Annotated in this window: 20 protein-coding genes and 1 other RNA gene; 10 read left to right on the top strand and 11 right to left on the bottom strand. The window is 50.3% G+C overall.

The window, feature by feature from the left end; all coding sequences use genetic code 11:
• Nucleotides 1-294 precede the first annotated feature (294 nt).
• Both glnK and amtB read left to right on the top strand, forming a co-directional pair.
• Nucleotides 295-633, top strand: coding sequence for a P-II family nitrogen regulator (gene glnK, locus RAHAQ2_RS16465; protein WP_009639071.1), 339 nt, complete (start codon nucleotides 295-297; stop codon nucleotides 631-633).
• Nucleotides 634-718: 85 nt separating this feature from the next.
• A complete protein-coding gene (gene amtB / locus RAHAQ2_RS16460; protein WP_015698311.1) occupies nucleotides 719-2,008 on the top strand; it encodes an ammonium transporter AmtB in 1,290 nt (429 codons plus the stop codon).
• Nucleotides 2,009-2,148: 140 nt separating this feature from the next.
• On the opposite strand, the gene tesB is transcribed toward amtB, so the two are convergent.
• Nucleotides 2,149-3,015, bottom strand: coding sequence for an acyl-CoA thioesterase II (tesB, locus tag RAHAQ2_RS16455; RefSeq protein WP_015698310.1), 867 nt, complete (start codon nucleotides 3,013-3,015; stop codon nucleotides 2,149-2,151).
• Nucleotides 3,016-3,284: 269 nt separating this feature from the next.
• Between tesB and RAHAQ2_RS16450 the strand changes: the two genes are divergently transcribed.
• Nucleotides 3,285-3,866, top strand: a complete 582-nt coding sequence (locus tag RAHAQ2_RS16450) for a YbaY family lipoprotein (protein WP_015698309.1) — start codon at nucleotides 3,285-3,287, stop codon at nucleotides 3,864-3,866.
• Between the two features lie 70 nt (nucleotides 3,867-3,936).
• Here the strand turns inward: RAHAQ2_RS16450 and RAHAQ2_RS16445 are convergent, their stop codons facing one another.
• On the bottom strand, nucleotides 3,937-4,245 hold the full coding sequence (locus RAHAQ2_RS16445) for an MGMT family protein (protein ID WP_015698308.1): 309 nt from the start codon (nucleotides 4,243-4,245) through the stop codon (nucleotides 3,937-3,939).
• Nucleotides 4,246-4,436: 191 nt separating this feature from the next.
• Here RAHAQ2_RS16445 and ffs point away from each other — a divergent pair.
• An RNA gene (gene ffs, locus RAHAQ2_RS24690) (signal recognition particle sRNA small type) lies at nucleotides 4,437-4,533 on the top strand.
• Nucleotides 4,534-4,660: 127 nt separating this feature from the next.
• Here ffs and RAHAQ2_RS16440 read toward each other — a convergent pair.
• Nucleotides 4,661-6,010, bottom strand: a complete 1,350-nt coding sequence (locus RAHAQ2_RS16440) for an NCS2 family permease (protein ID WP_015698307.1) — start codon at nucleotides 6,008-6,010, stop codon at nucleotides 4,661-4,663.
• Between the two features lie 51 nt (nucleotides 6,011-6,061).
• Entirely contained in the window at nucleotides 6,062-7,873 is a 1,812-nt protein-coding gene (locus RAHAQ2_RS16435) for an adenine deaminase (RefSeq protein ID WP_015698306.1), read from the bottom strand.
• A gap of 136 nt (nucleotides 7,874-8,009) precedes the next feature.
• Between RAHAQ2_RS16435 and RAHAQ2_RS16430 the strand changes: the two genes are divergently transcribed.
• Nucleotides 8,010-8,969 carry a LysR family transcriptional regulator gene (locus tag RAHAQ2_RS16430; RefSeq protein WP_238532092.1) on the top strand — a complete coding sequence of 320 codons (960 nt, stop codon included), beginning with the start codon at nucleotides 8,010-8,012 and terminating at the stop codon, nucleotides 8,967-8,969.
• A gap of 75 nt (nucleotides 8,970-9,044) precedes the next feature.
• On the opposite strand, the gene RAHAQ2_RS16425 is transcribed toward RAHAQ2_RS16430, so the two are convergent.
• The 3 genes from RAHAQ2_RS16425 to RAHAQ2_RS16415 all read right to left on the bottom strand — a co-directional run bounded on the left by RAHAQ2_RS16425 (nucleotide 9,045) and on the right by RAHAQ2_RS16415 (nucleotide 10,253).
• Nucleotides 9,045-9,248 carry an HHA domain-containing protein gene (locus RAHAQ2_RS16425; protein ID WP_013576617.1) on the bottom strand — a complete coding sequence of 68 codons (204 nt, stop codon included), beginning with the start codon at nucleotides 9,246-9,248 and terminating at the stop codon, nucleotides 9,045-9,047.
• A 45-nt stretch (nucleotides 9,249-9,293) separates the two neighbouring features.
• A complete protein-coding gene (tomB, locus tag RAHAQ2_RS16420; protein ID WP_015698304.1) occupies nucleotides 9,294-9,662 on the bottom strand; it encodes an Hha toxicity modulator TomB in 369 nt (122 codons plus the stop codon).
• A 231-nt stretch (nucleotides 9,663-9,893) separates the two neighbouring features.
• A complete protein-coding gene (locus tag RAHAQ2_RS16415; RefSeq protein ID WP_231572460.1) occupies nucleotides 9,894-10,253 on the bottom strand; it encodes a hypothetical protein in 360 nt (119 codons plus the stop codon).
• Between the two features lie 376 nt (nucleotides 10,254-10,629).
• Here RAHAQ2_RS16415 and RAHAQ2_RS16410 point away from each other — a divergent pair, with 376 nt between their 5' ends.
• From RAHAQ2_RS16410 to RAHAQ2_RS16400, 3 genes are read left to right on the top strand one after another with little or no spacing between them, the layout of a single operon-like run.
• The gene (locus RAHAQ2_RS16410) at nucleotides 10,630-11,358 is read left to right on the top strand and encodes a metal ABC transporter ATP-binding protein (RefSeq protein ID WP_015698302.1); all 729 of its coding nucleotides are present in this window, start codon (nucleotides 10,630-10,632) and stop codon (nucleotides 11,356-11,358) included.
• Nucleotides 11,355-12,212 (top strand): metal ABC transporter permease, encoded by an 858-nt coding sequence (locus RAHAQ2_RS16405; RefSeq protein WP_015698301.1) that lies wholly within the window; start codon nucleotides 11,355-11,357, stop codon nucleotides 12,210-12,212. Before RAHAQ2_RS16410 ends, RAHAQ2_RS16405 begins: the two co-directional genes overlap by 4 nt.
• A gap of 43 nt (nucleotides 12,213-12,255) precedes the next feature.
• The gene (locus RAHAQ2_RS16400; protein ID WP_015698300.1) at nucleotides 12,256-13,134 is read left to right on the top strand and encodes a metal ABC transporter substrate-binding protein; all 879 of its coding nucleotides are present in this window, start codon (nucleotides 12,256-12,258) and stop codon (nucleotides 13,132-13,134) included.
• A 120-nt stretch (nucleotides 13,135-13,254) separates the two neighbouring features.
• On the opposite strand, the gene ykgO is transcribed toward RAHAQ2_RS16400, so the two are convergent.
• From ykgO to RAHAQ2_RS16385, 4 genes are all read right to left on the bottom strand, one after another.
• Entirely contained in the window at nucleotides 13,255-13,395 is a 141-nt protein-coding gene (ykgO, locus tag RAHAQ2_RS25070; protein ID WP_015698299.1) for a type B 50S ribosomal protein L36, read from the bottom strand.
• A gap of 20 nt (nucleotides 13,396-13,415) precedes the next feature.
• Complete coding sequence (locus RAHAQ2_RS16395; RefSeq protein WP_015698298.1) at nucleotides 13,416-13,670, bottom strand: type B 50S ribosomal protein L31; 255 nt, start codon at nucleotides 13,668-13,670, stop codon at nucleotides 13,416-13,418.
• A gap of 121 nt (nucleotides 13,671-13,791) precedes the next feature.
• On the bottom strand, nucleotides 13,792-16,944 hold the full coding sequence (gene acrB, locus RAHAQ2_RS16390; RefSeq protein ID WP_015698297.1) for a multidrug efflux RND transporter permease subunit AcrB: 3,153 nt from the start codon (nucleotides 16,942-16,944) through the stop codon (nucleotides 13,792-13,794).
• 16 nt (nucleotides 16,945-16,960) lie between these two features.
• A complete protein-coding gene (locus RAHAQ2_RS16385; protein WP_015698296.1) occupies nucleotides 16,961-18,136 on the bottom strand; it encodes an efflux RND transporter periplasmic adaptor subunit in 1,176 nt (391 codons plus the stop codon).
• Nucleotides 18,137-18,277: 141 nt separating this feature from the next.
• Here RAHAQ2_RS16385 and acrR point away from each other — a divergent pair, with 141 nt between their 5' ends.
• Entirely contained in the window at nucleotides 18,278-18,916 is a 639-nt protein-coding gene (acrR, locus tag RAHAQ2_RS16380) for a multidrug efflux transporter transcriptional repressor AcrR (RefSeq protein WP_037040112.1), read from the top strand.
• Between the two features lie 169 nt (nucleotides 18,917-19,085).
• Complete coding sequence (gene mscK, locus RAHAQ2_RS16375; protein WP_015698294.1) at nucleotides 19,086-22,481, top strand: mechanosensitive channel MscK; 3,396 nt, start codon at nucleotides 19,086-19,088, stop codon at nucleotides 22,479-22,481.
• Nucleotides 22,482-22,506: the final 25 nt, after the last annotated feature.

Genomic DNA, 22,506 nt, shown 5'->3' with positions numbered 1-22,506 from the left:
CGGTTTTCTTTTCCCGTTTTTGCTTACCCCGCACTGTATTCATGCAGGCCAAACCCTTTTCCCAATCTGGCTGCACTAAAAAGCAGCGATAAGCACTCAAATGGTGCGTGTACTGCTGTGCTGAATATGGCGTGGCAACTGTGCGCGTGGTCACGATTATTCTGAAAATGCCGTATTACGCGGGAATTGTATGAATCTGCGCCCGATTTCAACTCTGGCACATCCTTTGCTTTATCCAATCCGTATCGGGCGCGAATCCTCTCGCGGCAAGCCCTTAATTCGAGGAGTGGCACAATGAAGCTGGTTACTGTGGTGATCAAACCTTTTAAGCTGGAAGATGTGCGTGAAGCGCTGTCTGCTGTTGGAATTCAGGGGCTGACCGTAACGGAAGTTAAAGGTTTTGGCCGTCAGAAAGGTCATGCCGAACTTTACCGTGGTGCGGAATACAGCGTGAACTTCCTGCCAAAAGTAAAAATCGATATTGCTATCGCTGACGATCAGCTCGATGAAGTGATCGACGTGATAAGCAAAGCGGCCTACACCGGCAAGATCGGTGATGGCAAAATTTTCGTTGCTGAATTGCAACGTGTTATCCGTATTCGTACTGGTGAAACCGACGAAGCAGCACTGTAATTTCAGGCTTTTATCTCTCATACCATTCGGTTTGAGATAAATCAGATTAGAAAAAACAGTTTTGAGAAACAGGGGTGGGTTAATAATGAAAAAACTTTTATCCATGATGGGGCTTGGTGCAGTGGCTTTGCTGCCTTCGCTTGCCATGGCAGCAGCACCAGCAGCGGCAAACGGTGCTGATAACGCCTTTATGATGATTTGTACCGCGCTGGTATTGTTCATGACCGTACCCGGTGTGGCGTTGTTCTACGGCGGCTTACTGCGTTCTAAAAACGTTTTGTCCATGCTGACTCAGGTTATTGTCACCTTTGCCCTGGTCTGTGTCCTGTGGATCCTCTACGGTTACAGCCTTGCCTTCAGTGAAGGTAACGCGTTCTTCGGTGGTTTCAGCAACGTAATGATGAAAGGCATTGGCCTGGATTCTGTGACTGGCACCTTCTCGCAGATGATCCACGTTGCATTCCAGTGTTCATTTGCCTGCATCACTGTAGCGCTGATCGTAGGTGGTATTGCTGAACGTGTGCGTTTCTCAGCAGTTCTGATTTTCACTGTGATCTGGCTGACTTTCTCTTATATTCCGATGGCTCACATGGTATGGGCAGGCGGTTTCCTGGCTGCTGATGGTGCGCTGGACTTTGCCGGTGGTACCGTTGTTCATATCAATGCCGCAATTGCTGGCCTGGTCGGGGCTTATCTGCTGGGTAAACGCGCCGGTTTTGGCAAAGAAGCTTTCAAACCACACAACCTGCCAATGGTCTTCACTGGCGCCTCAATCCTGTATGTGGGCTGGTTCGGCTTCAATGCGGGTTCAGCAAGTGCCGCAAGCTCTGTTGCCGCGCTGGCTTTCCTGAACACTGTCATTGCTACTGCTGGCGCAATCCTGTCCTGGACGCTGGTTGAGTGGATGGTGCGCGGTAAGCCCTCACTGCTGGGCGCAAGCTCCGGTGCTATCGCAGGTCTGGTGGCTATCACGCCTGCATGTGGTACGGTCGGCGTAGGTGGTGCTCTGATTATCGGTCTGGTAGGCGGTATCACTGGTCTGTGGGGGGTTGTTACCCTGAAAAAATGGCTGCGTGTTGATGACACCTGTGATGTGTTCGGTGTTCATGGCGTGTGCGGTATCGTAGGTTGTCTGCTGACGGGTGTATTCACGTCCAGTTCACTTGGCGGCGTGGGCTACGCAGAAGGCGTGACCATGGGCCATCAGGTTTGGGTGCAGTTCTTCAGCGTGTGCGTAACATTGGTCTGGTCAGGCGTTGTTGCCTTCATCGGTTACAAAGTGGCTGACATGATCGTAGGTCTGCGTGTTCCTGAAGAACAAGAACGCGAAGGTCTGGACGTTAACAGCCACGGCGAAAACGCTTACAACCAATAATGAGATTTCAGAGAAAGTAGTGCGCTAACTCTCTAATTAAGCAGTTAAAAATAATACAATAATGATGATATGCAAAAGGGGCGATAATGATATCGCCCCTTTTTAATGCGCCATTCTAACAGCGGGTTCTTTAAGGATGATTATTCAGGCTTTCGCTGACGAATAACACCTTCCTGGACCGTGGAGGCGACCAGTACGCCATCGCGGGTATAAAACTGTCCCCGTACAAAACCACGCGCACCGGAGGCAGAGGTGCTTTCGACGGCATACAGCAACCAGTCATCCATGCGGAACGGGCGGTGGAACCACATCGAGTGGTCGATGGTTGCGACCTGCATACCAGGTTCAAGGAAGCCAATACCATGAGGTTGCAGCGCCGTTGGCAGGAAGTTGAAGTCAGACGCATAGCCAAGCAAATACTGATGAATTCGCAAATCATCAGGCATTTCACCGTTGGCGCGGAACCACACCGCACGGTGAGGTTCTTCGACACTTCCTTTCAGCGGGTTATGAAATTTCACCGGACGCATTTCAATAGGTTTATGGCCGATAAATTTTTCGCGGAATTTTTCTGGTATCAGATGCGCCAGATTTTTAGCAATATCTGCTTCTGATACCAGCGTTTCTGGTGGCGGCACATCCGGCATGGTGTTCTGATGCTCAAAGCCACTTTCCTGACTCTGGAATGACGCCGTCATATAGAAAATCGGCTTGCCATGCTGCACGGCTTTTACGCGTCGGGCGCTGAAACTGTTGCCGTCACGCAGGATTTCCACGTCATAGATGATGGGTTTGCTGCTGTCGCCCGGACGCAAAAAGTAGCTGTGGAAAGAATGGATACCGCGTTCCGCCGGGACAGTCTGCTTAGCGGCGTACAATGCCTGGCCGACAACCTGACCCCCAAAGACCTGACGTAAGCCCAGATCTTCACTTTGACCACGGAACAGTCCTTCTTCAATTTTTTCCAGATCAAGCAGATCCAGCAGATTTTTTAGTGCCTGATTCATAGTGGCCTCATGAAAGTTACCGAAGAAATCGACCTCAGTTGTTCGGGGTAATGCAGGCAGGAATCTTCTGAAATACGCCTTCACCGACAGGTCTAACCTGTTAATCATAGTGGATCTTCCGTTTTGCCAGAAGATCTGTTTGGTCGGTAACAGGAAAACCTCAGATTTCTGTGCCATGATTAATAGGTCAGCTGGTTAAAGTCACTACATTCATCGTCGGCGTTTATTACAGCCTGTCGACAAGCGACAATAAAAAGGGAGTACGATAAATGAAACTTTGGCAGATAGTAGGTGGAACCGCGCTGTCTCTGACTCTTGCCGGATGCGCACAGCATCATGAGGCACCCGCGCAGCAACCTCCTGTGAATACGGCGGCCAGTCCGGTCACTCAACCTGCGATTACCGGCCCGAATGTATCGGGTAGCGTGTTCATCAATCAGCGTGTAGCTTTGCCACCAGATGCAGTCCTGACGGTGACATTGTCTGATGCTTCGGTGGCGGATCAGCCATCCCGCGTGATTTCGCAAAAAGTGGCGAGAACTCAGGGTAAACAGGCACCGTTTACCTTCATCCTGCCGTATAACCCGCAGGAGATTTCTCCTGACGCGCGTATTCTTCTGAGTGCTGCGGTTACCATCAATGGTCAGATGACTTTCATCACTGATTCCATTAAAGAAGTGATTAATCATGGCCAGGGTACACGTGCTGATCTGCAACTTGTCCCTGTTGTCGCCGTTCCTGTAGCCACCAAACCAAGTGCTTTGGGGCCAATGACCAACCCGTCAAATCCTGGGCTGGGCACGTCACCTGCACCAGTAAGTACGGTACCAGCGCAACCGATGACCTATTGATTCAACACTTATGATGGCTAAGCACCGCTCCGGCGGTGCTTTTTTGTAGGGGCTTTTTATGGCCGCTGCATCACCATTTCCAGCCATATTTCTCTAAATCCACTTTGCCTTTCTTAAACGTAATGCCCTCGGCCAGCAGCGCCTGACGCTGACGTTTAAAGTCTTCACCCTGCAGGGATATTTCGCCGTGCCGGTTAATCACCCGATGCCAGGGAAGGGTACTGCCTTCCGGCAGTTTCTTGAGTACGCCACCGACCTGTCTCGCTGCGCGCGGTGAACCGGCCAGCTGTGCGACGTTACCGTAAGTTGTGACTTGCCCGGCCGGGATGGCGGCGATAATCTGAAATACGCGCTGGCGAAAGTTATCGGGTTCCGACATGACATCCTCCTCAGTGATTTGCGCCAGTATGACGCAAAATCAAGGTTCTGTTGCTTCTGATTCAGGCATATTGTTTAAGAAAACAACGCTTGTCGGCGGTTAACTTGCTTTTGCTTCGGTCATCACAGATAATGCCCATCGCTTCAATTCTCTTAGCAGAGAAATGAAGCCGACAACGTCAATGGGGGCCCTGTTGGTTCTCCCGCAACGCTAACTTGTCAACCTGGTCAGGTCCGGAAGGAAGCAGCCATGGCAGGTGTCGCGTGTGCCGGGATGTAGCTGGCAGGGCCTCCACCATTTCAGGCGTTTCCCGATTCATCTTTTCTCTCTCATTTCTCCGTAAACCTACAACCAGCCAGCTTGCGCCCATAAAAAAGGGCACGTTTTCACGTACCCTCTGTCTGATTTGCCAACTTCAGTGATGAACCAGCGTCGCAAAATAATACACCAGCGGGATCGCCAAAATATAAAGGCCAACAGGCACTTCACGTGCTTTTCCGGCAACCACCTTTATGATGACGTAAAACAGCAGCCCGCCGGCGATACCGGTACCAAAGCTGTTGGAAATCAGCGTAATCATCACCATCATCAGTACTGGCAACGCATCGGTAAAATTAGCTAAGTCTACTTTTCGTAAATTACTGAACATGTTCAGGCCAATCAGAATCAGTGCCGGTGCGGTTGCCTCTTTCGGGATCATCAGCGCAATCGGGGTAAATAACAGCATCAGCATAAACATTATGGCTGCTGCCAGCGCGGTCAGGCCCGTTTTCCCGCCCGCTTCGGCAGCCGCGGAGGATTCGATCAGCGCGGTGGCGGCAGGGATCCCGACGATCGGACCCAGCGCCGCAGCAATGGAATCCACCATGAAAGGCCGGTTGATGTGTTTCATATTGCCGTGTTCATCGAGCAATCCGGCCTCACCACCGACAGCCAGGGTGGTGCCCATCGTCGAGAAGAATTCTGAGGCGAAAAAGATAAACAGGAATGGCAGAAAGGCGATGTTGATGGCACCGATTAGATCGACTTTGCCCAACAACGGAGCAACAGAATGCGGCAGGGAGATCCATTGCCCAGGCAAATGCGTGACACCAAAGGGTATGCCCGCCAGCGTCGCCAGCAAAATGGCCCACAAAATGGCACCCGGTACTTTACGTGCCTGTAAGCCCACGGCGACCAGCAGACCAAGAAGCGCAATTAATGCACCCGGCGCGGTAAAATCTCCCAGAGCCAGCGCGTGTGTTTTGGCATTTGCCATTACCAATCCCGCATTGCGGAAGCCGAGCAGCGCAACGAAAATACCAATAGAAGCGGTCAGTCCAAGCTTGATCGACTGCGGAACAGAACGGGTGACCACTTCACGCAAGCCAAACACCGTCATCACGAAAAATAAAATCCCCGACCAGCATGCAATACCTAGCGCGATGGGCCAGGTAATGCCGTCGCCCGCTAGCGTAATACCGACCAGCACCGAGCCGCCAATGCCCGGCCCGACCATAAAGGGCAGGTTGGCGTAAAAGGCCATCAGCAGAGAACCCAGCACAAATACCAGGATCACGCCGGTGGTAGCTGCGCCTTTATCCATACCGCTGACGGCCAGTAAACCGGGGATCACCACCAGTAAATACGCCGCCGCAAGAAAACCGGTGATGCCTGCCAGACATTCCGTTTTAATTTTGGTCTGGCGCTGGTGCAGATGGAAGCGGCGTTGTATCCAGCTTTCGTCAGCTGAGACGGTAACATTTTTCACAGAACTTTCGGACATGCTTAAATTCCCCTGAAAATAATTCTTATCATGTGGTGTTCGCTCTCTTTCTTACGCCGGGTGGTTTTGTTCGTGCTCAGTTTCTTCCGGCCAGATTTCCAGAACCGGATTGACGATTTCACGCAATCCGCCATCCGTGAGCCCTAAGTCGGTCAGATGCGGGCCGGCATTACACGCCAGACAAGTCCCTTCGATGGCTTTAAAAACGCGATAAGGCGGTTCCCAGTCGGCGATCAGGGCACTGAGTTCGCGCAGGTTTTTAAACTGCTTCGCTAATTCTGTGGCCGGTAAATCAGACAACATTCCGGCAATCGGCATATCGATATTGGCCAGCAATTTCCCATGCTGGCTCAACGCCATACCGCCGCCGCTGGCAATCAGCTGATTGGCTGCAACCACCATATCGGCTGGATCCCGGCCGATAACCACCAGATTATGGGAATCGTGCGAGTAAGAGGTCGCAATGGCTCCGCGTAACTCTCCCCAGCCTTCGAGTAATGCCATTTTCGGTGTGGCGTCGTGGCGACCGTGGCGATGCTGAACCCAAATCAGGCTGAAGCCCTCCGGGATCTCTGCTGCGCCATTCCGTACGGCAACGGTGACTTCACTCCATTGCGTAAAGCGCGCGCCTTTAATATTACGCAACCGCGCTTTGCCATTATTCAGCCCCGGAATTTTCAGCCGGAAATCACCGGCGTTCAGGGGCGGTAAACGCAGGGTGTCTCGGGGAGGAACCACTCCGCTTGCAGCGGCAGGGGTGAACAGCAGCTTGCCTTGCCGGGCCACACAGGTTCCGCCAACATATACCGCACGCGGATGAAGATTTTCCAGTGAGTCAAACGCGATAATATCTGCCGTACGGCCTGCGGCAATCAGTCCTAAATCTGCACGTTGCATGCGGATGGCGGCATTAAACGTTGCCATGCGTAGTACATCTTCTGCACGTAATCCGTAGGAAATCAGGAGCTTGATTAGGGCGATCAGCCCGCCTTTTTCCAGCAGATGATCGGGCGGTACGTCGTCAGTACACAATGTTATTTGTGATGAAAGATGGGGAAGGGCGAGCAAAGCGGTTGCGATATCAGGCAGAAGATAAGGATGCGAGCCGCGAATTTGCAGCGTCAGGCCGGCACGCAACTTTTCCAGCGCATCTTCAGCCGACGTCAGTTCGTGATCTGACGTCACACCGGCGGCCAGATACGCCTGCAACTGTTCATCTTTAAGGCCGCGTGCATGGCCTTCAATCAGCTTTCCACTGTTTAATCCGGCCTCGAGGATTTCCAGCATTCGCTCGCTGCCATTGAGTACGCCATACATATCCATTACTTCGGCGACACCTGCAATTTCCGGCCAGCTAAGCATTGTCTGCATTTCCTGACCCCGGAAATCTGCGCCGGACATCTCTAAGCCCGGCGTTGAGGGCACGCTGGAAGGGGCAGCACATATTACGCGTAATGGCAGATGACGGCTGGACTGGACGGCGTACTGCACACCGGCTACCCCCAGTACATTCGCCAGTTCATGCGGATCCCAAAATACCGTTGTCGTGCCCTGAGCAACGACGATTTCTGCATATTTTTCCGGTGGTAAATGCGAGCTTTCAATGTGAACGTGCGTATCGATAAGGCCGGGAGAAAGGTAATTTCCTGATAAGTCATCAACATTTTCAGCCTGCCTGAACTTCCCGCGCGGATGAACGCTGGCAATCATATTGCCGGTGATACCGACATCGGCTTCGCGAATTTCGCCGGTGACCATGTCGATAACGCGGGCATTAACCAGAAGGCGGTCGAAAGGGATCCTTCCCAGTGCAGCGTTAATGGCCCGCTGGCGCAGGGGCCGGGAGGCGATGCTGTCGGTCATAACGATTTCCGGATTTGAACAATGATGAGGCTAATGTAGGGAGCGGCGGAGGCTTTGCCCAGATGATTTATTTTATCCGTTTATAAGATGCGGTTATGCTGAGCAAACGTTTTCTTTTTTCGTGGAATAGCTGCTCATTATGTCTGAACCCTGGCGCCGGCTGCCTGCCCTTTCCCTCAAGCAAATTCAATATTTTGTGACGCTGGCGCAACTGCGCAGTTTTACCGATACGGCGAATCGGCTGGCAATCAGTCAGCCCGCGCTGAGCAGCGCGCTTCGGCAAATTGAATCGGTATTAGGGGGGAAATTACTCAACCGGACGGCACAGGGAGTGAGCCTGACTGAACAGGGTGAGGCTGTTTTGCCCTATGCAGAACGCTTATTGAATACCGCACATAGCGTTTTCGATGATATGCAGCAAATTATGCGTCAGGGCGGGGATGGCACATTACGTATTGGATTAGTGCCTTCGGTCAGCACGTTGTTATTTCCGGTGGTTCCACAATTACTGGCGGAATATTTCCCTGATATGCGTGTGGAGTTCCATGACCTGACGAACGACGCATTATTACTGGAACTGGATAACGGATCGGTGGACTTTGGTATCGGTGCAACAGACAGTACGGTGCCGGGAACGCTGGCTGTTTATCCGCTACTGGAAGATCCTTTTGTGGCTGTTATCAGACGAGATGATCCGCTTTCTCAAGGTCATAATATTCCCTGGCGGCAACTGCTGAAAAGAGATATTGCATTGTTTTCAAAAGGGAATGTCAGCAGGCTGGTGACATCACTCAGTGAGAGTCATCGTCTGAATTTACGGGTGAATTATCGCGTGGATTTTCAGGAGACGTTATATGGACTGGTGCGCTCGCGCCTGGCATTAGCAATATTACCAGAGTTATATACTGCAACCCTTAACGATAATGAATTAACGGTGATTCATTTGCAGCAGCCAACATTAAGCAGAACGGTGGCGATGATGCGCAAACCTGCACCATTACGTTCACCCAAAACGGAACAATGTTTTCAGTTTCTCTTGCAAGCATTTCATCAGCAGATCAAAGAGAAAGCAGAAAGCCTTAACGACCAGATATAGTTAAATAATATTAACGATATTTTGGTTAAATATTAAGCAGCCTGGCCGGAACATATTCCGACCAGGCTTTATAGATCAGCGTACAAATTTCCAGACTGACACCGGGATTTTATCGTACAGCTTGTTCATCGTTAGCTCCGCTAAACGATGGTCAGCTGCCGAGTAAAACAATTCCAGCTCGTCGTCGGACAGTTCATACTTATTTTTCTCAATAACACGTTCAAGTGTATCGATAGTGGTGCATTTACGTAAACGCATCAAATAGTCGATTTTGTTCATCTTAGCCTTTTGATTTTTATCTGATGACTGCATATAAATTATTACTCATGTCTTCATTAGGGTACAGATGTAGTCCCCTGAGAACATTCTGAATAACCGCTTCTTGGTCTTTTGCCATTGGCGCAAATCAGAATCGTTAATTCCATAATTACTGAACAGGGTGTAGGTATCATCCAGATACTCTTCAACCAGGTCACTTAAATGGTTATCGTCCGGATACTTAATTTTAAAACTCATCACAAAGGATGCAATGTGCTCAATCAGTTCATTGAGTTGCAGGTTAACAGCTGAAGTCGGATCGTTAACCCAACCGTGATGACTGTCACCCAGTGTCGCAATCCCTTCATCGTACAGCGTTTCATTCAGGTAGCGTAACTGAGCGATATCGTGCCGCTTAGGCGAGTACTCATCCATATCATCCCCTCCGTAATGGTTTATTCGGTGTTGATAACACTCTGTGAGTAAACAACAAAACTTAATGGCTTACAGGAAACGGCTCTCACTAAAAAACGCTATGAACTGGCTTAAACATCAAAGACAATCGCAAGGAATAGTCTTCGGGATGAGGTTTAAAGGATTTATTATACAGCCGGTATTTTAAATATAATTCATTTTTAGAAAGCTGTGCAAACGTATTACTCAAACTTACAATTCTTCAGCAGCAGAACCTTGGAAAGATTCAATAATATCAAACTCCAGCCCGTCAGGTTTAACACGGAATGTGACACTTTGCTTCGTTAACTCATCAGCATTAATGTCCAGACAACCATTGAAAATCGTCCATTTGAACTGGTAAGTCATTGAATAATAGTTTTTGTCAATTTGTGTTATTGACACGATCTGCAAAGAATTTGTTTCATAATGTGCATTTTCTGAAAAATAAGTTAAATCGCCAATTAGGGATTCTTCAATTTCAGATAAAGCAGGTTCAATAATCTGTTGTAACTCATCAACCGTAAGAACATTCCCCTTAATAACATAAGGGATTAATTTCTTCAAAGGCATCCACCTCTTAGCTACATACCTCTACATTATTGCATACTTTCATCAGGATGTGTTTTGAGAAAGGAAAAAAATTTCTAACGCAAAATTTCATAACTTTCTGATTGTAATACAGATTACAACTTATTCACTTTTTTTTACCCTTTTTTAACAGTATGAATCCGTGCCCCCTGCCACTTTGCCAGCCGTCTCCTGGCCCGTAAAAAACTGAAACAGTTCATGTATTGATACTCAGACCCTCTTGTGATGTTATATTATAACGATTTGGAGGGGGCATGACAAAAACACTCTTTACACTTTCTTCGCTGGCACGCTGCGTTGCTGTGCTGGCTGTGCTCGCTGTTTTATGGGCTGCTATTTACTGGGCAATTTCACTACCATGATTTTTGTTAATAATGTCGAAGTGGGGTATGACCGTCAGGCGGTGGCCATGCCGCTAAACGGACAATTCAGGTCGGGCTCCCTGACGGCTATCATCGGCGCCAATGGTGCCGGCAAATCCACCTTTCTTAAAACACTGGCCGGTTTGCAGCAGGCTGTGACGGGCAATATTACCTTCACTGGCGGAAAACGTCCCCGGCTGGCGTACTTGCCGCAACAGGCTGAGTTGGATCGCGGTTTCCCTATCAGCGTATTTGATCTGGTCGCGATGGGATGCTGGCCGCAAAGTGGGTTATTCGGTGGCATAAACCGACAGTCTGCAATAGCCGTTGATAAGGCGCTGGAGACAGTGGGCATGACGGAAATGTCGCACCTGCCCGTGGGGTCGCTTTCCGGCGGACAATTGCAACGGACGCTGTTTGCCCGCTTACTGGTTCAACAGGCACCTCTTATTATGCTTGATGAACCGTTCACGGGTATCGACACTCAAACCACCGATTTGTTGTTAAAAGTCATCGCGAAATGGCATCAGGAAGGCAAAACCGTCATCGCGGTTTTGCATGATATTTCGATGGTTGCCCGACACTTTCCCCATGTGCTTTATCTCAGCGCGCAGCAGAATTTATGGGGAAGTGCGCAGGATGTTCTCGGTCATTTTCCTCATCAGGCGCATGCCTGTATTACGACAGAACCGTTCTCCCTGACGACGGGAGTCGCAAATTCATGATGCTTTTTCATTTGCTTGCCGATCCTTTTATTGAATTCGGCTTCATGCGCCGGGCTTTGATTGCCTGCATCGCATTATCAATCAGCGCCACGCCATTAGGCGTTTTCCTGTTATTACGCCGGATGAGTCTGGTGGGAGATGCGCTTTCGCATGCTGTATTACCCGGCGCAGCGATTGGCTATCTGATCTCCGGGATGTCGCTGGTCGCTATGGGAATTGGCGGTTTTATCGCAGGTCTGGCTGTTGCGATGCTCTCCGGGCTGGTCAGTCGCCGTACACAATTAAAAGAAGATGCCAGTTTCGCCGGTTTCTATCTTGGCTCTCTGGCGCTTGGTGTCACGCTGGTTTCCCTGCGCGGTTCGAGCGTTGATCTTTTACATGTGCTGTTCGGCTCAATTCTTGCTATCGATTCCTCCGCCATGATTATGGTCGGCATTATCGCCAGCCTCTCTTTACTGGTTCTGGCATGCATTTATCGCGCACTGGTCATTGAATCATTTGATTCGCTATTCCTGCGCGTCAGCGCGGGGAAATGGCTGGCAGCGATCCATGGCATTTTCCTGGCGCTGGTAGTGATCAATCTGGTGGCGGGTTTCCAGATCCTCGGGACCCTGATGTCTGTCGGGCTGATGATGTTACCTGCCGCCAGTGCCCGTTTCTGGGCCCGCGATCTGCCTCATACCTTACTGAGCGCGATGATTATTGGTGCGATTGCCAGCGTAGTAGGACTCGTCTGGTCTTATTACGCCTCGCTGCCCGCCGGGCCTGCGATAGTGCTGAGTGCGACAGTGATTTTCTTTATTTCGGTTTTATTTGGAAAGCGGGGCGGGATGTTAACCGCCTCGCGAAGTTAAGCAGCAGTACGTTAATAAGCACTATCACAATTAAGGGGACATGATGAAAGTATTACCTATATCACTCGCAGTAGCTGCCCTGCTGTCGAGCCCGCTGGCGATGGCTAAAACCGTCAATGCGGTAGCCAGCTTTTCAATTCTTGGGGACATCGTTCAGGAAGTCGGAGGTGATCATGTGAAAGTCACGACGTTAGTCGGGCCGGACGGTGATCCGCACAGCTTCGAACCTTCGCCTAAAGACAGCAAAGCCATCAATTCATCGGATGTTGTTTTTGTCAGCGGCCTGGGGCTGGAAGGGTGGATCGATCGCCTGGTGACTGCGTCGGGTTATAAAGGTCATCTGGTGACAGCGTCGCAAGGCGTAAACTCACGCAAAATGGAAGAAGACGGTAAACAAATCACCGACCCGCATGCGTGGAACAGTATGGCGAATGGCGTGATTTATGCCACTAACGTAATGAATGCGCTGATTAAAGTGGATCCGGAAGATGCGGATTATTTCCGTCAGCGTGGCGCTGCTTATATTGAACAGTTGCAAAAGCTGGATGCATGGGCAAAAACTGAATTTACCGGTATCCCGCAGTCAAAACGTAAAGTGCTGACCAGCCATGATGCTTTCGGCTATTTTGGTCAGGAATATCACGTCAGTTTTATGGCACCCGTGGGTTTTTCTACTGAAGCTGAAGCAAGTGCCAGCGGTGTGGCCTCTCTGATTAAGCAGATTAAAGCGGAGAAAGTGAAAACTTACTTTATCGAAAATCAGACCGACCCGCGTTTGGTTAAACAAATCGCAGCAGCCAGCGGTGCTGAGCCTGGTGGTGAGTTATACCCTGAAGCATTGTCCGGGCCGAAAGGGCCAGCGACAACGTACGTGAAAGCGTTTAAGCATAACGTTGAGACGATTGTCGCCAGCATGAAATAAGATTATCCCTCTTCACCGCGCTGCTGTGGGGAGGTTTACATCATGTCTTAGCATAAGAAAAAGCCCCGCCGGGCAAGCGACGGGGCTTTTATTTTTGGGTACGGAAGGAAAGAGGCGTTGTTAACGTTTTTTCTTCTTGCCCTGTACGGCTTTAAAACGTGGATTACTTTTGCAAATTACATAGATCCTGCCTTTTCGGCGGACTACGCGACAATCCGGATGACGTTTTTTCGCTGAACGTAATGAACTCAGAACCTGCATAACGATTTCCCTGATGTCATTTATTTCTTACCGAGGAAGCTGCCGAAGCGTTGATTGAATCGCGCTGTGCTGCCTTCTTTGGAATACTCTTTCTGCTTACCGGTGTAGTAAGGGTGAGAGGCTGAAGACACTTCAATGGTGATATACGGGTAGGTTGCCCCTTCCAGTTCAATGGTGCGGTCCGTCGAGATGGTGGAGCCGACTTTGAAGTATTCGTCAGCACTGGTGTCGTGAAAAACCACAGTGCGGTACGCAGGATGAATAGCGGGTTTCATAATGCCTCTAAGTGTTATGTTATACTATAACAATAATTATGCACCCATCCGTTTTCAGGTTCAAGTCTCGGGCGAAAAAAAAGGCCGCATAAGCGGCCTTTCGTTTAGGTGGGAGATCCGGTTACAGCGTCGGATGCTCTACTTTGTGCGTATGTTCGATATCCTCGCTCTTCTTACCAAAGCGGCGACGAACCACCACGAAGAAGACCGGAACAAAGAAGATCGCCAGCAGGGTCGCCGTGATCATCCCGCCCATAACGCCGGTACCTACAGCATTCTGTGAACCGGACCCTGCGCCGGAGCTGATAACCAGCGGCATAACGCCGAGGATGAACGCCAGGGATGTCATCAGGATCGGGCGCAGACGCATACGAACCGCTTCAAGCGTTGATTCGATAAGACCCTTACCTTCTTTGTCCATCAGGTCTTTGGCGAACTCAACAATCAATATGGCGTTCTTCGCGGACAACCCGATGGTTGTCAGCAGGCCCACCTGGAAGTATACGTCGTTGCTCAAACCGCGCATCGTGGCTGCCAGAAGTGCGCCCACAACACCGAGCGGAACCACCAGCATAACCGAGAACGGTATTGACCAGCTTTCATACAATGCGGCCAGACACAAGAAGACGACAATCAGTGAGATAGCGTACAAGGCCGGAGCCTGGTTACCAGACAGACGTTCCTGATAAGACAAACCGGTCCAGTCATAGCCGATACCATTTGGTAGTTTAGAAGCCAGAGACTCCATCATCTCCATTGCAGCACCCGAACTTTTACCCGGAGCCGGCTGACCGAGAATTTCCATGGATGGCAAACCGTTATAGCGTTCCAGACGTGGTGAACCGTATTCCCATTTCGCACTTGAGAACGCGGAGAACGGTACCATCTGTCCCGCGCTGCCACGGACATACAGATTGTTAATATCTGACGGCAACATACGGTATTTATTTTCAGCCTGAACGTACACTTTCTTCACACGACCACGGTCGATGAAGTCATTGACGTAGCTACCACCAACCGATGCGCCCAATGTCGTGTTGATGTCGGAAATTGAAACGCCAAGTGCCGTTGCTTTTTCCTGATCAATTTCGATTTTGAACTGTGGCGTATCTTCCAGACCGTTTGGACGAACCTGAGTCAGCAAGTCAGGATGTTGAGCCACCATGCCCAGCAACTGGTTACGTGCCTGTGTCAGTTTGTCATGCCCAAGGTTAGCCTGGTCAATCAGCTGGAAGTCAAAGCCTGTCGCCGTACCTAACTCAACAATAGCCGGTAAGTTGAACGGGAACACCAGTGCGTCTTTAATGGTGCTGAATGCGCCCATTGCACGGCCTGCAATCGCAGGAACTTTGTTTTCAGCGCCGCTACGTTCTGACCAGTCTTTCAGACTGACGAACGCGATACCGGTGTTCTGCCCGCGACCTGCGAAACCGAAGCCGTTCACGGTAAACACGGATTCCACGTTAGCTTTTTCTTTCGTCAGATAGTAGTTACTGACTTCATCGAGCACTTTCTGCGTACGTTCCTGAGTCGCACCTGCAGGCAATTGCGCCATGGTCAGGAACACACCCTGGTCTTCTTCCGGCAGGAAGGAGGTTGGCAGGCGGATGAACAGGAATGCCATGCCGACCACGATCAGCAGGTAAATCACCAGATAACGGCCGGTACTGCGCAGAATGTTACCGACGCTGTCGGTGTAGTGGTGCGTACTTTGCTCGAATTTCTTGTTGAACCAGCCGAAGAAACCTTTCTTCTCGTGATGCTCACCTTTGGCGACCGGTTTCAGCATGGTCGCACAAAGTGCTGGCGTCAGAATCATCGCCACCAGAACCGACAGCACCATGGCAGAAACGATGGTGATGGAGAACTGACGATAGATAACACCGGTTGAACCGCCGAAGAAGGCCATCGGGATGAATACTGCGGACAGCACCATCGCGATCCCGACCAAAGCTCCCTGGATCTGTTCCATGGATTTTTTGGTGGCTTCCTTAGGCGGCAGACCCTCTTCGACCATGACGCGCTCGACGTTCTCGACCACGACGATGGCGTCATCGACGAGCAAGCCTATCGCGAGCACCATCCCGAACATCGTCAGGGTGTTTATCGAGTAGCCGAACGCCGCCAGGATTGCAAAGGTCCCCAGCAAAACCACCGGAACCGCGATGGTTGGGATCAGGGTTGCGCGGAAGTTTTGCAGGAACAGGAACATCACCAGGAATACCAGGACGATGGCCTCAAACAGCGTTTTGCCTACTTCTTTAATCGAGATTTTAACGAACGGCGTTGTGTCGTACGGATAAACAACCTGTAAGCCAGACGGGAAGAATGGCTCCAGTTTAGCCAGCGTGGCTTTCACGGAAGCGGCAGTATCCAGGGCGTTAGCACCGGTCGCCAGTTTAATACCCAGACCCGAAGCAGGTTGTCCGTTGAAGCGGGCAATAACGTCGTAGTTTTCACCACCAAGTTCAACTTTTGCCACATCTTTCAGGCGAACCTGAGAACCATCCTGATTCACTTTCAGGATGATTTTACTGAATTCATCCGGTGATTTCAGACGCGTCTGAGCCACGATAGAAGAGTTCAGCTGCTGTCCCGGAACTGGTGGCGTACCGCCTAACTGACCGGCTGCAATCTGGTTGTTCTGAACTTTGATGGCATTAATGACATCAACCGGCGTCAGCTGGAAGTTGTTCAGTTTGCTCGGATCCATCCAGATACGCATTGCGTACTGAGCACCAAACAGCTGAACGTCACCCACACCGGCAGTACGGCTGATAGGATCTTTGATGTTGGAACCGACGTAGTCGGCGATGTCATCCTGGGTCATTGAACCATTGTTAGAAATAAAGCCGGCAACCATGAGGAAGCTGCTGCTCGATTTCTCAACGGAGATACCCTGTTGCTGAACTTCCTGCGGCAGCAACGGGGTTGCGAGCTGCAGTTTGTTCTGAACCTGTACCTGTGCGATATCCGCATCAGTGCCGGAAGCAAAGGTCAGGGTAATCTGAACAGTACCGGACGAATCACTCGTCGACGACATGTACATCATGTTGTCGATACCGTTCATGTTCTGTTCAATAACCTGAGTAACGGTATCCTGTACCGTCTGCGCATCCGCGCCCGGATAGGTTGCGGTCAGCTGGATAGCCGGTGGCGCAACGGTTGGATACTGTGCAATTGGCAATTTAAGAATTGCCAATCCCCCCGCCAACATGATTATGATGGCGATCACCCATGCAAAGATGGGACGATCTATAAAAAACTTAGCCATGAATTACCGGCTCCTATTAAGACTTCGTCGCTGTAGCGGGCGCTGCTGCGTTTTGATCGACTTCCTGTGCAGTAACCTGTACGCCTGGCTTAATTTTTTGCAGACCTGTCACGATAATTTTATCGCCACTTTTCAGACCTTCTGTAACGACCCATTTATTGCCTATCGCTTGCGTCGTGGTCACAGTACGAAGTTCAACTTTATTGTCAGCGCCGACAACCATCGCTGTTGCATCACCGCGTGGGTTACGGGTGATACCTTGCTGTGGTACCAGCAGAGCATTGTTGTTAACACCTTCATCGAGACGCGCGCGCACAAACATACCCGGCAGCAGGGAATCGTTTGGATTCGGGAAGATGGCTCGTAAAGTAATGGAACCGGTAGTTTCATCAACAGTCACATCAGAGAATTCTAATGTACCCGGCTGTGAATATTCTTTACCGTTATCCATCAGCAGCTTGACCTGCGCTTTACCGTCAGTCTGTTTCAATGAACCGTCAGCCAGTTCCTGTTTCAGACGCAGGAAATCATTGCTGGACTGTGTCACGTCAACGTAAATAGGGTCGAGTTGTTGCACGGTTGCCAGCGCAGTGGTCTGGCCGTTAGACACCAGTGCACCTTCTGTCACAGACGATTTACCGATACGTCCGCTGATAGGGGAGGTCACTTTGGTGTAAGCCAGATTGATGCGAGCAGACTCAACGGCAGCTTTTGCACTGACTACCGCAGCATCAGCCTGCGCTGCAGTCGCGACCGCTGTATCGTAATCTTGCTTACTGATGTAGCTGGTGCCGAGCAGAGGTTTGTAACGGGTCACGGTAAGACGGGAAATTTGTGCATTCGCCTGAGCTTTTACCAGATCGCCTTTAGCGCTGTCATACGCGGCCTGATAAGTGGCAGGATCAATTTGATATAAAGAGGTACCGGCCTTGATGTCGCTGCCTTCAACGAAGTTGCGTTTGAGAATGATACCGTTAACCTGTGGTCGTACTTCAGCAATGCGGAAAGCAGCAGTACGACCTGGAAGTTCGGTAGTCACATTAAGCGGTTCAGTTTTCAGGGTAACGACGCCAACCTGCGGAGCCTGTGGCGCACCTTGTTGAGCTTCTTTATCGTTACATCCTGTAAGTGCTAAGCTTCCGGATAGCATCAGAACTACCGCCAGAGGCGTTAACCCTCTGTTTTTGTTCATAAATAAACCTCAAGTGTCCGATTTCAAATTGTCCAATGGATCACAACATTCCAAATCCATTGCTGCGCTTTTAGTATGTGCGTGCTATGTTACATACATTCAAGAATGTATGTAAATCAAACTCCCCATAAAGATAAACCGATGGCACGAAAAACCAAATCACAGGCGCTGGAAACCAGACAACAGATTCTGGATGCGGCTGTGCGTGAATTTTCTGCCCGTGGAGTATCGTCGACATCACTGACTGATATTGCAAATGCAGCCGGTGTGACACGGGGCGCAATTTATTGGCATTTCAGGAACAAAGTGGAACTGTTTAACGCGATCTGGGAAGCTTATGAATCCCGGATAAAAGTGCTCGAAGTAGAGTATCAGACAAAGTTTCCGAATAATCCACTGCGTATTTTGCGCGAAATCCTTATTTACATTCTGGTCGCCACCGTCACTGATAGCCAGCGTAAGGCATTGATGGAGATTATATTCCATAAATGTGAATTTGTTGGGGAGATGACATCAGTTCATGAAGCCCGCAAGGCGCTCTATATGGAAGGATACGGTAAAATCGAGCGTATTCTCGTACGCTGTATAGAAGAAAAGCAGCTCCCGGCCACTCTTGATACCCGCCAGGCCGCCATTATTTTACGTGCCTATCTTACCGGTTTAATGGAAAACTGGTTATTTATTCCTGAAAGCTTTGATTTAGAAGGCGATGCCGGAAGGTTTGTGGATACGTATATCGATATGTTACGCCAGTCTCCCTTTCTTGCCAGGGTAAAATAATGTATTACTGCTTTCCGTGGTATTAATAAGCCTGCAAATTTATTCTCCTTTCTGGTGACAAAATAAACACTCTGATGTTGTATTCAGATACGCTTTTCTCCTTCCTTTCATCGCGAACGCTGCTATTGTCATCACCTCTTATTCATTTGGTATGAGTTGACACTGACGTATGTTTATCCGGTTTATGGCCGCCTCTTCTGACGTAATTTCTCTCCTGAAAAAAAAGGGGATGACAGGTTTTTTTACGTGTGTGATGTGCGTTGCATTGTTTCTTTTCTCCTTCCCCGGACATGCGGCCAGTAATGATATTCCGGGCCGTAATGAAGTTCAGAACCAGCTTGATGCGTTAAATCGCCAAAAAAACCTGACGCCGGTCGATAAACTGTCGCAACAGGATTTGATCCACACCCTGGAATACCTTGATGCGCTTGAGCGGGTGAAACAGGAAGTTAATCAGCTGCAAAAACAGGTCGCGGAAGCGCCGCAGAAATTACGCGTGGCGATGGATGGCCTTGAGCAGATCAAAAATAATCCCAAAGATGACGTCAACAAAGCGCAACTTGGCGCATTATCGTTGCGTCAGCTGGAAAATCGTCTTAACGATACGCTCGACGATCTTCAGTCTTCTCAGGAAGATTTATCCACATTTAATACCCAGCTGATTTCCCTGCAAACCCAGCCGGAACGTGTGCAGAACGCGATGTATACTTATTCGCTGGCTATTCAGAAAATCCGCAATCTGCTCAATGGTATGTCGCCCGGTCAGCAAGATTTACGCACTACCCAGCAAAATATGCTGGTGACGCAGCAGGCTTTGCTGACCGCGCAGATTGATCTGCAACGCAAGAGCCTTGAAGCCAATACGACGTTGCAAGATCTACTGCAAAAACAGCGCGATTACACCAATGCGCACATCAATCAGCTGGAACATACCGCGCAACTGTTGCAGGAAGTGGTCAACGGAAAACGGCTGATTTTGTCTGAACGCACGGCAAAAGAAGCCCAGACTCCGGACGACACCTCTGACATTCAAAATGATCCGCTTGTTGCGCAGGAACTCGGGATTAACCGCCAGCTCAGTGAACGCCTGATTGCTGCAACGGAAGAGGGCAACCAACTGGTGCAGAAAAACATCACAGTGAAAAACTGGCTCGACCGTTCGGCTCAGGCTGAGCATGATCTCAAAGAGCAAATCACGGTGCTGAAGGGCAGTTTACTGCTGTCGCGCATTTTGTATCAGCAACAGCAAAATACCATCCCGCCTTCCGGTCTGATCACGGACATGAGCACGAACATTGCCGATCTGCGTCTCGAACAGTTTAAGATTAATCAGCAGCGTGATGCCTTATTCCAGGGCGACAGCTACATTCAGGGCGTGGTCAGCAACAGTAAAGAAACCATTAATAGCGATATCAGCGATGCGCTGGATCAGATTGTCGACATGCGACGGGAACTGCTTGATCAACTGAATAAACAACTCGGTAATCAGCTATCTCTGGCCATCAGTTTACAGATTAACCAGCAACAATTGCTGAGCATCAATCAGTCGCTGACCGAAACGCTGACCCAGCAGATTTTCTGGGTGAGCAGCAACAAACCGATGAACTGGGAGTTCATCAAGTCATTACCAGATGAAGTAAAAAATCAGCTAAGCGGTCTGCATGTCAGTATTCCGCCGGGTGAACTGATGCTGGGTGCACTGCATTCCCTGCCGGTGACGATCCCGTTGTTAATCGTTATTTTGTTGCTGTTATGGCGCAGGAAATACATCAACCAGCGGATTGAAATGCTGGGTAAAGATGTCGGACAGCTCAAGCGGGACAGTCAGCTGCATACGCCGCAGGCGCTGGCATTAATGGCGCTGAATGTCTTGCCGGGCGTGCTGCTGATACTCGGTGTTGGCTACTGGCTTTCGGTGTGTGATATCGAGCCGAGTGATTTCTTATGGACGCTGGCGCAACGGCTGGCAGTTTTCCTGCTGGTGATGGGCTTTTGTTATCGCCTTCTCAAACCGGGCGGCATAAATGAACGACATTTCACTATGCCGGCGGCCACCTGTGCGCATTATCGCCGTTCTGTCATTCGTCTGAGTCTGGTGATGTTGCCACTGATTTTCTGGTCGGTACGCGGTGAGAAAGCGCCGCTCGGGCTGGTGGATGACATTATCGGTCAGGTGGTGATTTTCCTGACGATGCTTGCCCTGGCCGTTCTGGTCTTTCCGATTGCGCGCGATGGCTGGCGCGAAAAAGATTCGCACAGTATTCGCCTGGTGGTAGTGACGGCGATTGCGCTGGCTCCGGTTTTCTTCGTCGGACTGGTGGTCTCCGGATATTTTTACACCACGCTGCGTCTGGCTGGCCGCTGGATTGACAGCCTGTATCTGCTGATTTTCTGGAACATTACCTATCTCACGGCATTGCGCGGATTAAGCGTTGCCGCGCGGCGTCTGGCTTATCGCCGTGCGCTGGCGCGTCGCCAGACTATCGCGGCGAAAGATGGCGCGGAAGGTAACGAGCCGGTCGAAGAGCCACAGATCGGATTAGATCAGATCAACCAGCAGTCATTGCGTCTGACCACGATGGGTCTGTTCTTTATTTTCGCGACAGTGTTTTACTGGATTTGGTCGGATTTGCTGACGGTGATTTCGTATCTGGACAGCATTACTTTGTGGCATTACTCCAGCACGGTAGCGGGTGCGGTCATTCAGCAAACGGTGACACTGGGGAATTTCCTGCTCGGTTTCCTGGCGGTGATTGTGGCGTATGTATTAACGCGAAATTTGCCGGGGTTGCTTGAAGTCGTCGTATTGTCACGGCTGCAATTGCGCCAGGGGACATCCTACGCCATCACTACCATCCTGACCTATTCCATTACGGTGATTGGCGCAGTAACGGCGCTCGGATCGCTTGGCGTCTCGTGGGATAAATTGCAATGGCTGGTGGCAGCGCTGTCGGTCGGGCTGGGCTTTGGTTTACAGGAGATCTTCGCGAACTTTGTTTCAGGGCTGATCATTCTCTTCGAACGCCCGGTGCGCATTGGCGATACCGTGACCATCGGGACATTCTCGGGCACCGTCAGCCGCATTCGTATCCGCGCGACCACGATTATCGACTTTGACCGCAAAGAAGTGATTATCCCGAATAAAGCGTTTGTGACTGAGCGACTGATCAACTGGTCGCTGAGCGACACCGTCACCCGCGTGCTGATCAAACTCGGCGTGGCGTACGGTTCTGATCTCGACAAAGTGAAAGAGATCTTATTGCAGGCGGCGCATGAAAACGCCCGTGTGATGAGTGACCCTGGGCCCCTGGTGTTCTTCCTGAATTTCGGGGCCAGCACGCTCGATCACGAACTGCGTGTATATGTGCGTGAGCTGGGGGATCGTAGTTATACCGTGGATGAACTCAACCGCAGCATTGATAAGCTTTGCCGCGAAAACGGCATCAATATCGCATTCAATCAGCTGGAAGTGTATCTGCATAATCAGGACGGTAGAGAAGTGCAGGAAGTGAAACGTGTCATGCGACAACCGGGCGATGAACCGGATGCATTGCCACAGCGCTGAGAAATTCCGTGCCATTCAGGGGAAA

Origin of the sequence: Rahnella aquatilis CIP 78.65 = ATCC 33071, assembly GCF_000241955.1 — a bacterium.
Classification (GTDB): Bacteria; Pseudomonadota; Gammaproteobacteria; order Enterobacterales; family Enterobacteriaceae; genus Rahnella; species Rahnella aquatilis.
This window is presented reverse-complemented; position numbering and strand designations above follow the sequence as displayed.